At 45.8% G+C, this 16,171-nt stretch carries 1 protein-coding gene; it reads right to left on the bottom strand.

The genetic code is table 11. The annotated features are described in order from the left end of the window. Positions 1 to 34: 34 nt before the first annotated feature. On the bottom strand, positions 35 to 16,129 hold the full coding sequence (locus KHQ79_RS09015; protein WP_225514907.1) for a non-ribosomal peptide synthetase: 16,095 nt from the start codon (positions 16,127 to 16,129) through the stop codon (positions 35 to 37). Positions 16,130 to 16,171 lie beyond the last annotated feature (42 nt).

Here is a 16,171-nt window from a genome sequence, read left to right as displayed (position 1 = left end):
GGCATTCGTGCCGGGACAGCCGCGCCGGCCATTATTAGAAATCCAATTCGATTGTGCTTGCGAGGTGTTTACTTTTGTTTACTTTTTCGCTTAATTGAATTTCTCTTAAAGGAATGGATGGATTTCGTAAAATCGCCGAGAGGATCATGACGTAATCCTTGGCCAATACAGATATGGTTTTCTTTTTAAATAGCTTCGTGCAGTAATCAAAGCTGCCTTGTATCTCATCCTGGTCTATTACAAAGGTCAGCTGTAAATCAAACTTGGCAGCCGTATTTGTTTGTTCATAAGGTCTGACGGCGAGAGAGTCTACCTCAATATCCGTTTGTTCCGTATTTTGCATGACAAACATCGTATCGAACAATGGATTGCGGCTTAAGTCCCGTTTCACACCCAGTTTTTCAACTAATTCTTCAAAAGGATACTCCTGATTTTCATAAGCCTTCAGCATTGTTTCTTTTGTTTCCGTTATATAATCCATAAATGTCTTTTCCGCCATCGGAGCGGTACGGATGGCTAATGTATTTACAAACATTCCGATGATATGTTGCAAATCTTCATGCATTCTCCCCGCAATAGGTGTACCGACGACGATATCATCCTGGCCGCTGTATTTAGCCAGCAGTATGGAATAGGCCGAAAACAAAATCATATAAGCGGTCGATTCGGTCAATTCTTCCAGCTGCTTTACACCTTGGATGACAGTCTTATCGAGCACAAAATTGTGCCGCTTCCCATCGAAGCTTCTCACCGGCGGCCTCGCAAAATCTTTCGGCAGCTCGAATGACGGAAGCTCCTCATGAAATACACCCAGCCAATACTCTTCCTGCCTCTTGATTCGTTCTCTTTGCTCTTTTTGCAGCTTCCATTCAGTGAAGTCTTTGTATTGAATACGGAGCGGAGCTAACTCTCTGCCGTCATACAATTGAATCAGTTCTTCGACAAAAATATTCATGGAGGCGCCGTCCGTAATGATATGGTGCATGTCAAACATAAAAATATGCCGGTCTTGTTCCAACTCGATGAGTCCAGCCCGAAGTAATGGAGCCTGGCTGAGATCGAATGGCCGCACGAAGGCGCGGAAAAGTTCCTCAACCTCGTCAGGTGCTGCCTTATACCTTTCCATAGAGAACTCCATTTGCGGTTTGATCACCTGCACCAGTTCTCCGCGGATCATTTCAAATCCGGTGCGCAGCGACTCATGACGCTGGATCAGTCTTTGGAAAGCGGTTTGTAAGCGATTCATATCGATTTTTCCTTCTAATGCAAGGATTCCCGGCATATTGTAGCTAAGTTCGCCGCCTTCGATCTGTGTTGACAGGTAAACCATCTTCTGCACGGAGGATACAGGATAGACATCTTTTTCTTTGGCAGCCGGAATATAATCCGGTCCGCAGGCTTCAGCTTCAGCAATGGCCTTTGCCATTTCTTCAACTTTCGGATATTGAAATACTTCTCTTAATGAAATGCTTTTATTGAATTGCTTATGGATTTTGGCAACGAGCGTCATTCCCCGTAACGAGTGGCCGCCCAGATCAAAAAAGTTATCTTTCACGCCTATTTCTTTTACCTTCAAAACGTCTTGCCAGATGCATACCAGCTTCTCTTCCATACTCGTCCGCGGAGCGACGTAGTCAGTCCCGGTTTGCAAACCGACTTCAGGAATCGGTAATGCTCTTCGATTTACTTTTCCATTGGAGGTTAACGGCAGTTTCTCCAGCTGAATGAAGTATGAAGGAATCATGTAGCCCGGTATTTGATCAGCAAGTTTTTCTTTTAGCTGACTGATCGGCAATGATTGTTCCGCTGTAAAATAGGCATACAAATCGTTTTGTCCATCTGCATTTTCTTTTGACAGGACAACGGCTTCCTGAACATGCTCGATGCTTAGCAGAGCGGCTTCCACCTCGCCGAGCTCAATCCGGTAACCGCGGATTTTGACCTGATGGTCCATCCTTCCCGCATATTCAATGTTTCCGTCGGGAAGGTAACGGGCCAGATCACCTGTTTTATACATTCGTTGTTTCGTGTCATATGGGTGCGGAACAAATGTTTCGAGCGTCAAAGACTCCCTGTTATGATAACCTCTGGCTAAGCTGACCCCGGAAATACAAAGCTCACCGACGATCCCGACAGGCTGAAGCGTTCCGGCCTCATTTAAAATGAAAATCTCCGTATTTGAAATCGGTTTGCCGATCGGCTGAAGCTCCTGATCACTATCCGGATCAACGGTATACATGGTCACGACATGCGTTTCCGACGGACCGTAATGATTATGAAGAGTGACATGGTGGTGCGCCAGCATGTCACGCAGTATACTTGTTGTGATGAGCTGTTCTCCCGCAGCGATAATGTGATCCACGCACTCGGCAAACGGTTCGAAATAGTGTTTCTCCGAGCCAAGGAGCCTAAGGAACGCGGTCGGAAGAAATGCTGTTTGTACCCTGTGCGTTCTGACAAAATCATTGAACTGACGTATTTCCCGTTTTGCCTCATTGCTGATGATAAAGAGTGTCCCTCCGCTTGAAAGCGCGGAGAAAATTTCTTGATAGCAGACATCAAAGCTCATGGCAGCAAATTGCAGCACTCTGTCAAAACGCAGCTGCGTATGATCTCGTTCATATGCGAACAGATTCGTCATCGTTTTATGTTCTAATTGAACCCCTTTTGGCTTCCCTGTTGTACCAGATGTGTAAATGACGTACATTAAGTCATTTTCCGAATAGGAAAGTTGAAGATTATCTGTCCCACCTTGATATAGTAACGGATCGTCAAGCAGAAGAACTTCCCCTTCAAAGAGCGGCGGAATGGCATGACCTGCACTAGTCAATAGCACACCGGCACCGCTGTCTTTCATCAAAAAAGCCCGCCGTTCATCAGGAAGTTCCGGATCGATAGGAAGAAATGCTCCGCCGGCCTTTAATATGGCTAAAATGCCGATCATCATTTTTGCTGAGCGATCCGTGAGAACGGCAACCACCTGATCTGTGCCTACACCCTTATCTTGAAGGACGCGCGCCAGCTGATTGGAACGTTCATTCAGCTGACGATAAGTCAGAGTCTGATTTTCAAACAGGACGGCTTCATGGTCTGGGTTAAGCTCAGCCTGCTGCTCAAAAAGTTGATGAATCGTTGGCGGAATACGTTTTTCTGCGGTTGCAGTATCGTTAAAGAGTTTCTGAATTTCACTCTTCTCTTCTTGGGTTATCATATCCAAATCAGCCAGCTCGGCCTCAGGTTGTTTGATAATCGAATCAACCAGCTGCACAAAATGCCCCATCATACGTTCGATCGTTTCCGGTTTAAACAGAGCCGTCAAGTATTCCATCGTGAAATGAATACCCGAGTCTTCTTCCACAGCCGTTAAGGTTAAATCAAATTTAGCCATCGTATGTTCGCTTGGGTATGGTTTGAAAGTTACGTCATTTATATCTAACTGTTCCTGCTCCGTGTTTTGAAGCACAAACATGGTGTCAAACAACGGATTACGGCTCAAATCTCTGGCGATATTCAGTTGGTCAATCAGCGCTTCAAAAGGGTAATCTTGATGCTCATAAGCTTTTAAGGCATTCTCCTTAACCTCGGACAGATACTGAGAGAACGTCTTCCCTTTTTCGGGGTGATTTCTCATCGCCAGTGTATTCACAAACATTCCGATAATGGGTTCCAAATCCGCATGCGGTCTCCCCGCAATAGGGCTGCCGACAATAATGTCTTCCTGGCCGCTGTATTTTGAAAGCAATAATGTATAAGACGCAAGGAGCACCATATATAAAGTAGATTCGTTTTGGGATGCCAATTGCTTTAACCCGGCGCTTTTTTGCTTATCAAGCGTGAAATGCATCGTAGCTCCCGCAAAATCCCGTGCCGACGGCCGTATATAATCTGTAGGCAGATGAAGGACAGGAACGTCGCCGCTGTACAGCTCTAACCAATAGGCTTCTTGGTTTTGGATCTGTTTTAACCGCGCTTCTCCGGTCTGCCATACTGCGTAGTCCTTGTACTGGATGCGCAGGGGCGGTAATGTCTCTCCTTCATAAATCCGAATAAATTCTTTAATCAATACGCTCATAGATGTTCCGTCAGAAATAATGTGATGCATATCAAACAGCAGAATTCCGCGGTCAGGTTGAAGTTCAATCAGCCCCACACGAAGCAGCGGCGGCTTCTCCAGATGAAACGGGCGAATAAATTGGCGGATATAAAGGCCTGCATCATTTTCTTCTGCCTGATACCACTCTACTTCAAACTCTGCGTGATCCAAGACATACTGAACAGGTTCTCCGCCGGCCATTTTAAAACCGGTGCGCAAAGATTCATGACGTTGAATCAGTGCGAGGAAGGCTTGCTGCAGCTTATCACGATCAAGCTTGCCTTCGACAGCCATCAGACCCAGCATGTTGTAACTGAGTTCTCCGCCTTCCAGATGATTGAGAATGTACAATCGTTTTTGCGCCGAAGATACCGGATAATAAGGTCTTTTCTCAATTGCAGGAATCCCGGCATACCCGGTTTGCTCCATCGTCGTGATTTCCCGCGCGAGCTGTTCAATGGTTGGGAAACGGAACACGTTTCGCAAAGGAATTTGGACATGCAATTGCTTTTGTATCTTTGCAATGAGCGCCGTTGCCCGCAGGGAGTGTCCGCCGATATCAAAAAAGTTATCTCGGATCCCCACCTGCTCTAACCCGAGAACATCCTGCCAAATTGCTGCCAGATGGATTTCTGCCGAAGTCTGCGGCGGCACGTATTCTATGCCTCTGTCCCGCTTTTTGACCGGAACCGGTAATAACTGACGGTTCAGCTTCCCGTTTGGCGTCAGCGGCATCTTATCCAGCTGCACAAAATGAGCCGGTATCATATATCCTGGTAAATGCCGTGCCATACTTTCGCGGAGTTCACTGATTTGTATTGGCTTATCCGCAGCATAATATCCGCATAGGTAATATTCTCCATCCGCATCTCTAAGGGCAATTGCGACGGCTTCTTGAATATCAGGAATGTTCAGCATTACCGATTCGATTTCACCGAGTTCAATCCGAAAACCGTGAATTTTCACCTGATGATCAATCCGGCCGATAAATTCAATATTTCCATCCGGCATAAGGCGGGCCAGATCACCGGTTCTATACATTCGGTCCGTCGGGACAAACGGATCGGCAGCAAATTTTTCATCCGTTAGTTCCGGCAGGTTCAAGTAGCCCCGCCCGACACCGTCCCCTGCAATATACAGCTCGCCTTGAACGCCCACAGGCTGCAACCGCTTTTTTGAATCAAGAATGTACATGCGGTTGCTGCCTAACGGCTTGCCTATAGGAACATGAATTTGACTGCGTGCCCAAGCATCGGCAGAACATTCTATGTTGAACAGGGACGCGTCTACGCAAGTTTCTGTAGGCCCATATACATTGGTGATCGAAGGCGCAGCGCCATAATCGCCGAATAATCGCATGAGCTTATTTACCGTTGTTTTGGAAAGAGCCTCTCCTCCGATTAAAAGGTGCCGAAGCGGGACTTCCTGCAAATCACCTGCAGCTATCAAGAGCTTTAAGTGGGCAGGTGTTCCGTCCGTTATGTCAATGCAATGCTGCCGATAGTAACGGCATAATGCTGCACCGTCTGACACGACCTCTTTTGGAGCAATAAACAGGGTATGTCCTAACAACAAGGAAGCATACATTTGCTGAACAGAAGCATCAAAATAATATGGAGCAAGCATGGCTACATTCAGCTCCGCATCATAGGCAGAATAAACTTGGCGGCGAAGTCCTTCAATCAGGTGAATGACCTGGCGATGTTCAATTAACGCGCCTTTAGGCTTGCCCGTCGTACCGGAAGTATAAATGGCATAGGCCAGTTGACTCGACTGACAAGAGAGCGCAAGGCCGTTGTCTTTTTCGTGATAGGCATGTTCCTCTATGAGATCGATACATGTCCCTGGGAAGCCGATGTTATTCTGCAGCTTCTCACGATAAAGCAATACGCTGATGCCCGAATCACTTAAAATATAACGGATGCGTTCAGGCGGAGAATCAGGATCTATCGGCAAATATGCTCCGCCCGCTTTTAAAATCCCTAAAATGCCTACAATCATTTCCAGAGAGCGTTCAGTCATAATGCCGACAAGCTGATCCGCCTGCACTCCTTTTGCCTGCAAGGTTCGCGCTAGCTGATTGGATCGCCGGTTCAGTTCTCCGTAGGTTAATTGTTTACCCTCGAATACAGCCGCCGCATGGTCAGGTGTACGATGCGCTTGTTCCTCGAACAACTCATGAATCGTTTGTTCACGTGGGTAATCCATCTCGTCAGATTGAATACGACTGAGCAGATGTTCTTTTTCTTGCTGAGTCAGAAGCTCCAATTCTTCTATTTTGACAGACGGTTGCTGCAATACTTGCTGCATGAGCTGTTCAAAATGCCCGCGGAGCCGCTCCACTTCTGATTTTTCATATTCGTTTTCATTAAAACCGAAATGGATGGCAAGCTTTTCGCCAGGAATGACAACCACATTCAAATCATAGTGGGAGTGTTCTTGCATATGAAAATTCATGATGTCCAGTCCCGCATCATGATGGCCTGCCTGTTCAACTTGTTGTCCTATCGGATAGTTTTCAAAGATCATGATATGGTCAATCAGGTTTTGCTTTTGTTCCGTTTTTGTCTGAATTTCATATAAAGGATAGGTATCGAATGCTTGGGAAGTCAATGCCTTTTGTTGAACCATTTGCATCGCTTCAGCAAAAGAGCTGTCCTCATCACAGCGGATGCGAACCGGAATGGTATTGATGAACAGGCCGATCATCTGTTCCACACCGGGGATTTCCGCCGGCCTTCCCGACACGACACTGCCAAATACAACGTCCCCGGACCCGCTGTATTTCTGTAATAAAACCCCCCACAATGTTTGGATCAACGAATTTAATGTCACTTGATGCTGATTTGCGATCTGCTGTAATTGTTTTGTCTGTTCGTGATCGAATTGGCAGATCACATTGGCATAAGCGTATTCTTTTTGTTCATGCTGCGGTGTTTTATGAAGAAGCTTGGTTTCACCTTTATACCCTTCAAGATACTCGCTCCAGTACCGTTTGGCAGCTCTCTGATCTTGGCGGTCAAGCCACTCGATATAGTCGCTGTAAGGAGCTGCAGATGGTGGTTCTGTTTCCCTGCCTTCTTGCAAGGCGTTATAATGCTCAAACACTTCCTTCGTGATAAGTGGCAGGCACCAGCCGTCCATGACAATATGATGAAAGCTCCAAATCAAATGATATTTGCGGTCTTCCATACGGAAAATCGCTATGCGCATCAGCGGACCCCGAGTCAAGTCAAATCCTTTTGCCTTGTCCTCTCTTTGGTAGGCAGCGATTTTATCCTCACGCCGGTGCTCCTCTATGTCACGCAAATCTGCAAAATAAATTTGCGGTTTTTGTGTTTTATAGACGATTTGTAAAGGAGTATCGTTCCAGCCGCTGTAAAAACGGGTTCTGAGCACGGCGTATTTTTCAAATAATCGTTCCAAGCTTGCTTTAAACCAATCAATCTTTAACTCTCCCTGCAAATCGAACGATGCTTGTTCAAAATAAGATCTTGTGGCCTCATCCAGCAAGCTGTGGAAGAGCATTCCTTTCTGCATCGGAGTGAGCGGATACACGTTTTCGATCTTACCTGAATGCGGCAGTTGAATGAGGAGCTGGTCCAATTCATCAATGGTCATGCCTTTTAACAAAATATCGCTTGGTGTCAGTTCCGATTGTTCTTTATGAACGCAATGCGTAATGATTGTCCGCAGGCGGCTTTGAATCGTTTCCGATAGCCGCTTGATCGTTTCTCTTGCGTACTGTTTGCTGCTATAACTGATCGTAAGCCTCATTCGGCCCTCGGTTATCATTCCGTTTATATTCAATACATACGGTCTGGCTTGATTCCCGCTTGAGTCTGAACCGCAGGAGTAGGAGGATAATTGAATCGCATGCTGCTGCAAATCTTGGTCAAACTGCCCCAGGTAGTTAAAACTAATCTCCGGATTCAGTTTTGATGGCATTGACCCGCTTAAGTACCTTGCTATTCCATATCCGATCCCTTTATGCGGAATTTGGCGCAGTCCTTCTTTGGTCGTCTTGATATAATCAGAGATTTCTTTGCCTGGCTGCGCGTGAAGCACAACCGGATACAGACTTGTGAACCATCCAACCGTACGGGAGATATCCATATCTTGAATCGTCTGTTCTCTTCCGTGTCCCTCTAAATGTATCGGAATCTGTTCAAGTCCTGACCAATGCGATATGGAAAGACCCAGAGAGGTTAAAAGCAAATCGTTTATTTGAGTGTTATAAGCGCGATTCGCTTGTTTTAATAACAGCTCCGTTTCTTCTATAGTCCATTCCACGGTTTCCGTTTGACTGTCCTTTGAGGTCGTATGTGTTTCATGAAAATCCTTAGGCAGCGGTTTCACATCGGTTTGTTCGATCTCTGTCCAATATTCCTGTTCTTGTTTTATGGTTTCACTTTGCGCATATTCTGAAAGCCTCTTGGCCCATAATTGGAAAGAGTCTGTTTTTTGCGGCAGTTGAATCACTTGCCCGTTCTCAGCTTGTTTGTAACCATTAGCAATATCATCCAATAAAATGCGCCATGAAACCCCGTCTACAATCAAATGATGGATGGCAATCAGCAAGTGATCTCCATCTGCACATTGAAACAATCCGGCCTTCATTAACGGCCCGTCACCTAAACGCATACAGCCTTGTATCTCATTAGCCTTGGCTTCAATTGTCTGCCCCGGGTCGGATTCTGCTTTCAGATTCAGGACTTCAAGGTGGTACAGCCCGCTTTGAGCAATCTCTGCAATCTTTGCCTCGTATCCCTTTTCCGTCTGCTGGAACGTCATGCGGAGCGCATCATGATGTTCTGCAAGCTTTTCCAGGGTTTGACGAAGCAGCGTTTCCCGAAAACCTTCCGGTGCATACAGCATGACGGCTTGATTATAATAATGCGGTTCTATCGTTATGTGATCAAAGAACCAATGCTGAATAGGAGTCAGGCTGACTTTTCCTTTGACTTCACCTTGATCGGCTATACGCAGATTCTGCTTGATATGCGGACTCAAATCGGCAATCGTTGCATATTGAAACAAGTCTTTGATTTCCATTTTGTATCCGCTCTGTTTTAATCTTGATGACACTTGGATTGATTTAATAGAATCTCCGCCAAGGTCAAAGAAATTATCCAGAATACTGACGTTCTCTGCACCTAATACAGCTTCCCAGGCGGAAACTAATATTTCTTCCACTTTTGTTCGGGGAGCCTTATACTCTGCTCTGTCCTGCAGCCCGAAATCCGGAGCCGGCAGCCCTTTTCTGTTTATTTTTCCGTTGGAGGTTAAAGGCATTTCATCCAGCTCGATAAAATAGGCCGGAACCATATAACTTGCCAGAGTATGAGACAATTGTTTCCGGAGCCGGGAAACCGTTATTTGCCCGCCGCTCACGTAATATGCACACAATTGTTTAAACCCGTGGATATCTTCTCTGGCTGTAACAACAGCTTCCTTGATCGCTTCTTCTTGATGCAGTGCCGCCTCGATCTCGCCTAATTCGATACGGTAGCCTCTGATTTTCACTTGTTCATCCATTCTGCACGCATATTCAATGTTTCCGTCAGCCAGCCACTTGGCCAAATCTCCGGTCTTATACATCTTGGCTCCGGGTTCAAACGGGTCATCGACAAATTTCTTTGCCGTCAATTCCGGCCGGTTCAAATATCCTCTTGCCACACCAGCGCCGCTGATATAGATTTCTCCTGGGACACCGACCGGCGCGGGTTTCATATTCTCATCCAGCACATAAATGCTCATGTTTGCTGCAGCCGTTCCAATCGGTACCGATTCCCGCCTGTCCTTCACGGCATCGTAACGGTAAATCATGCAGCCGACAACGGTTTCCGTCGGTCCGTACTCATTGCATATTTCAATTCGGCCTTCGAACTGTTTATGAATACTTTGGGCTAACCGGGTGCTTAGATTCTCCCCGCCCACAATCATTCTTCGGACAGCCGTTTTATCGGCGATATTCATTTCTTTCAAAACCTGTAAATGGGCCGGCGTCAATTTAATGATATCCACCCTCGGGTCCTGCACAATCGATGCAAGCAGTGCTGTTTTGTCCTCTCCGTCATAGGCGATGATTGTATTGCCTGTGACAAGCGGTGTGAAAATAGAAGTCACCGTTAGATCAAAAGAGATTGACGAATACAACGGGAAGTTGGTTTTCTCGCCTTTTACATAAACCTCTTTCGCCCACCAAATATAATTGGTCAAACCTCGGTGCTCGATTAATACGCCTTTTGGCCGGCCTGTGGAACCTGACGTATAAATGACATATGCCAAATGGCTAGCATCACTTATCGGTGCAAGGTCAGAGTCATCTTGGTGATACGAGCTTTCATCATCCAGTAAAACCGTGACGCCTTCATAGGCAAGCTGCTTCCTGACATCTCGCTGCATCAAAACGATTCCGGCTTGAGAGTCATCCAGCATATACCGGATGCGGTCTTGCGGATATTCCGGATCTATAGGGACGTAGGCTCCGCCTGATTTTAAAACGGCAAGGATCCCGACTACTGATTCGATACTGTTTCTGCTGATGACAGCCACAGGATGATCCGCCTGTACGCCCTTCGCTCTTAACGTTCGCGCCAGTTGGTTTGCCCGCTTATTGAGCTCTCCGTACGTGAGCTCCCTGTCCTTATCGATAACGGCCGCTTGATCGGGCGTACGCTGCGATTGTTTTTCAAATAATTGATAAATCGGCGTCTTCGGAAATGGTGCAGCCGTATCGTTAAGAGTATGAAGAAGGGTTCTTTTTTCGTTTTCCGTTAACAATTCCACTTGCTCCACCTGGATATCCGCATCTGTCATGACTTGATGCAAGATTTGCATGAAATGTTCCCGAATCCGCTCTATACTTGAGCGATCATACACACTGGCATTGTATTCAAAATAGATGTTCATCGCTTCGCCCGGTACAACGGTCAAATGAAAATCATAGTTGGTCTGTTCTTCCATTTGCACGTTGGAAATTGTGATGGATGATCCGTTTTGCCGGCCTATGCTTTCCATATACTGATCTACAGGATAATTTTCGAAAATCATTAAATGTGTAATTAAATCTTGCTTTTGCGTTGTACGTGCTTGAATATCGTATAGCGGGTACGTCTCAAATTTTTGAGACGCTACTGCTTTTTCCTGCGCTTCTTTCATAAGTTCGGTAAACGTTGTCCCGGCTTCACATCGGATCCGGACGGGAATGGTGTTAATGAATAAGCCAATCATGGTTTCCACGTTTGGAATTCCAGCCGGTCTTCCGGATACAACACTTCCAAAAACAACATCTCGGCTTCGGTTATATTTCTGCAGCAAAACCGCCCATGCCGTCTGCAGCAGCGTGTTCAGCGTGACATGGTGTTTGCCGACCGTCTGCTTCATTTTCAAAGTGAGGTCGGTGCTTATTTCACATGTCACTTTCTCCGGAATGTATCGCTCATCTTCCGCCGCATGGTGATCCTTAGGGAGGATGGTTTGCTCTTCATATCCCTCCAAATACTGATCCCAATAACGCATGGCCTCTTCTGCATCTTGCCGGCCGAGCCATTCAATGTATTGACTGTACGGAGTAATCGACGGTTGTTCAGGCTGCTTTTGCTGAAGCAAAGCTAAGTAATGCTCGAATATTTCTTTTGTAATCAGCGGCAGGCACCAGCCGTCCATCAAAATATGGTGAAAACTCCATATAAAACGGTATGTCGTGTCATCCGTGCGAAGAATGAATAACCGCATTAACGCGCCTCTTTCTAAGTCAAACCCCTGTAACTTATCTCTTCTGGCATATTCCTGAATCATCTCTTCTTTTTGTGATTCCTTCATGTCGCGTAAGTCAATGAATTCAAAACCGATCTTTTTTGTTCTGAATATGATTTGCAACGGCTGATCTTTCCAGCCTCTGTAAAAATTCGTGCGGAAAATATCATATTTTTGTGATAAGCCATCCAAGCTTTTCGAAAATGAGTCAATATCCAGATCTCCATGCAGATCAAACATCGTTTGCTGAAAATAGGCACCTGAACTCGGGTCAAACAAGCTGTGAAACAGCATACCCTTCTGCATCGGTGTTAATGGATAAATATTTTCTGCTTCGCCCCATTCACGCGTCTGCTCCAAGAGCTGTTCCAGTTCGTCTATTGTGATATCTTTTAACAGAATGTCACTTGGCGTCAGGGTAGTCTGCTGCCGACTTACGCAATGCGCAATGACTTCTTGCAGACTTTCTTTCAATTTTCGCGCAAATTGCGCCATAGTCGATCTTTCGTATTGTTTGTTGCTGTAGCTCAGTGTTATCGATAATTTCCCTTCAGCAATCATGCCGTTCAAATCAAGCACGGCCGTTCTCTCTTGGTTTTCATTCATCGATAACCCTGTGGAAAAAGGCGATATGCGTAAAGCTTGATGCTCCAGATCTTGGTCAAATTGCCCCAAGTAATTAAACGATATTTCCGGATTCAGCTGCAGACTGGCGGCTTCCGGACGCCCGGATACATATTTGATGATGCTGTAATTCATTCCTTTATCAGGAATACGGCGCAGTCCTTCTTTGACGATCTTAATCCGCTGCGACAGATCTTTTCCGGCTTCCATCCTCAGTACGACAGGGTACTGGCTTGTAAACCATCCTATCGTCCGGGAAATATCCGCATCCGGAATAATAGGTTCTCTCCCGTGGCCTTCCAAATTCACGAGAATGTCTTTTATGCCAGTCCACCTGTGAACGGCGAGTCCTAATGAAGTCAGCAGCAGATCATTGATCTCCGTGTTGTAGGCGCGATTCGCTTGTTTTAATAATTGCTCTGTTTCCTCTTTTGTCCATTGAATCGTCACTTCTTCGCTGTCTCTTAATAACGAACCTTTGCCGATGTTGTCCTTGGGCAATGGCTGCGGTTTCATGCTTGACAGCTCAGTCCAATAAGCAATCTCCTGTTCCATGTCGGTTTCCGCCGCATACTTGGACAATTGATCCGCCCAGAATGGAAATGAATCTGTTTTTTGCGGGAGGCGGATCGTTTGTCCGCGCTCTGCCTGCTCATAACCGCTTGCAAAATCCTCAAGTAAAATTCGCCAGGATACTCCGTCAATCGTCAAGTGATGAATTGCAATCAGCAAATGATCTCCGTCCGGACATTGGAACAAACCAAGCTTCATCAAAGGCCCTTTTTCTAATACCATGCTGCTTTGAATCTCATTCGCTTTATCGGCAATTGCTTGAGCCGGATCTGTTTCCTCTTTATAATTCATCACTTCCAGATGGTATAATTCACTTTCATCCGTGCCTGTAATTCGCGGAGCATATCCATTCGGCTTTTTTTCAAAAATCATCCTCAAGGCATCATGATGCGAGGCGATGCGTTCCATCGTCCGGCGAAGCGAAGCCTCTTTAAAGCCTTCCGCCGAATATAACATGACGGCCTGATTGTAATGGTGTGCATTCGGCATTTTTTGTTCAAAAAACCAATGCTGAATCGGGGTCAGACTTGTCCTGCCGTTCACTTCCTCTTGATCAGCCATTCTGCCGAGCGGCACTACAAACTGACTTAGTTCAGCAATCACGGGGTATTTAAACAGATGCTTCATATCCACCTTGTAACCGGCCTGATACAATCTCGAAGACACCTGAATTGATTTAATCGAATCTCCGCCAAAATCAAAGAAATTATCCAGAATTCCTATACGCTCTGCCCCTAATACTTCTTGCCAGATGGACGCCAGCAGTTCTTCTGTTGAGTTTCGCGGGGCTATGTATTCGTTATCCGTCCGCGTTTTTTCTTCGGCAGCAGGCAAAGCTTTCAAATCAATTTTCCCATTGGAAGTGAGCGGTATGTGTTCCAAATGGATAAAATAGGAGGGAATCATATAATCCGGCAGTTTACGGGACAAATCGTCTCTGAACTGCGCAACGGACAAAGAAGGATCGCCGACATAATAGGCATACAATTGCTTGGCTCCGTCTTCGGCTTCCCGCGCAACGACTGCAGCTTCACGAACTTTTTCAAGATTGCACAAGGCTGCCTCTACCTCGCCGATCTCGATACGGTAGCCACGAATTTTCACTTGAAGATCGATTCGCCCTAAATATTCGATTCTTCCATCTGGCAGCCATCTGGCGAGGTCACCCGTTTTATACATCTTTTGACCAGGGAGGAGCAAATGCTGAACAAACTTTTCTTCCGTTAATTCAGGCTGATTGAGGTAGCCGCGGGCCACGCCGGCTCCTCCGACATACAGCTCTCCGGGTACGCCGATCGGCTGGATTTGATGGTGCGCTCCTAAAATATAGGCTTGGTGGTTGGCCACCGGTTTGCCGATTGTGATCTGTTCATCAGCGGACTGGACAGGGTGAAATGTAGATACCACGCTATTTTCTGTCGGTCCGTATTCATTATTGATTCGAATGTGAGGCTGCAGAGAATATAGCTTCTCAACTGTATCTAGTTCCAGCTGCTCACCGCCTACAACAACATGCTGAACATGAATGAAGTCCTCTGCATTCATCTGTTCGATCATCGTTTTCAGAAGACGGGGAGAAGTTGAAAAATGTGTAATCCTCTCTTGTTTCATGGCATTTTGAATGGCGAAAAGGTCTTTATTCTCTTCATTCGGCAAAAGATGCAAGGTTGCACCCGAGATTAGCGGGCCGAAGAAATTTAAAATGAATGCATCAAAAACATAGGGATACAAGACAAGCACTCGATCCTTGGCAGAATGCTTAAAAAACGCCTTTTTCCACTGGAGCGAGTTCACAATGCCGCCGTGTTCAACCATGACCCCTTTCGGCTTTCCTGTTGTGCCCGAGGTGTAAATGACATAGGCTAAATGGTTGTGTTCCGCTATGGGTGATAACAATGAGCAATCGGCATGGTAAGATGCTTCATCATTCAGATCGATCGTCGGTCCGTCAAAGGTGAGGCTGTTTTTCAAATGACGCTGAACAAGGAGAACATCTGTATTCGCATCATGAAGCAAATATTGAAGCCGCTCTTTTGGATATTCAGGGTCCAGGGGCACATAAGCGCCCCCCGCCTTCCAAATGGCTATAATAGACACGATCATCTCTAATGAACGATCAGCCAGAATGGCGACTAACGTATCGGCTTGAACTCCGCAGTTACGCAATGTTCTTGCCAAACGGCAGGCCTGTTCATTCAATTCCCTGTATGTCAAATGGCAGTTTTTGAACTTGACGGCTGCATGATCAGGCGTTCTTTCTGCTTGCTCTTCAAATAACTGATAGACGGTTCTGCTCCCGGAATAATTTGCGCTGGTGTCATTAAAATCAAATAATAGTTTCTGTTTTTCCGCTTCGGGTATGACCTCTGCCTTATGGATCGCAGCTTGGGGCTGAAATAAGATCACAGACAGCAGTTGATCCAAATGAGATACAATTTGATCCATATAGCGCTCATTGTACAGATTGCCGTTATAAAAAAGCTTCAAATGAATCCCGTTGTTCTCCAAATCAAAGTGAAACAGCGTATCGGTTGCAGCATCTTCTTTAAATTGCAAGGAATGAATTTCGTTAAGTGAAACGACGGTATGAATCAACGGTATACGCTCATCATTGTATTGCACGTTCAGATGCTGAACCATTTTTCGAAACGGCAGGTTTTGATTTTTCAGCGAATCATTAACGGCTTCTTTCAGTTGCTCGAATACGGTTTTAAACGTGCTCTGGCTTGAAAGCGTATTTTTCAAAAGGACAATGGTGTTAACGGCTGACTGGCTGCTTTTTTGCTTCGATACCGTTGGAATGCCAAGAATCAGCCGCGTTCGATCCGTATATTTATACAACAAGCATTCAATACCTGCCAATAAAATCAAATAGGCTGCCATTTCAGAATGATTAGACATTGTGATTATTCTTTGGGATACTTTCGGAGATAAGGAACGGCAGATGCATTTTTCCTGATAGCCGGTACGGGCCAATGGCGCCTTATCTGCTGCTTTAAAGTAAGGGAATGCGCTTAGGCTGTCATCTTCATCAAACAGGTTATCCCAGTACGTTTCCTGATTTTTAAATGCCGACATTGGAGCACCTCATTTTGTATAATTTAAACAAATAAATATATG

The organism is Bacillus sp. TSO22 (genome assembly GCF_020223595.1).
Classification (GTDB): Bacteria; Bacillota; Bacilli; order Bacillales; family Bacillaceae; genus Bacillus; species Bacillus inaquosorum.
Note: the sequence above shows the minus strand (reverse complement) of the source record. Positions and strands in the feature narration are given on the sequence as shown.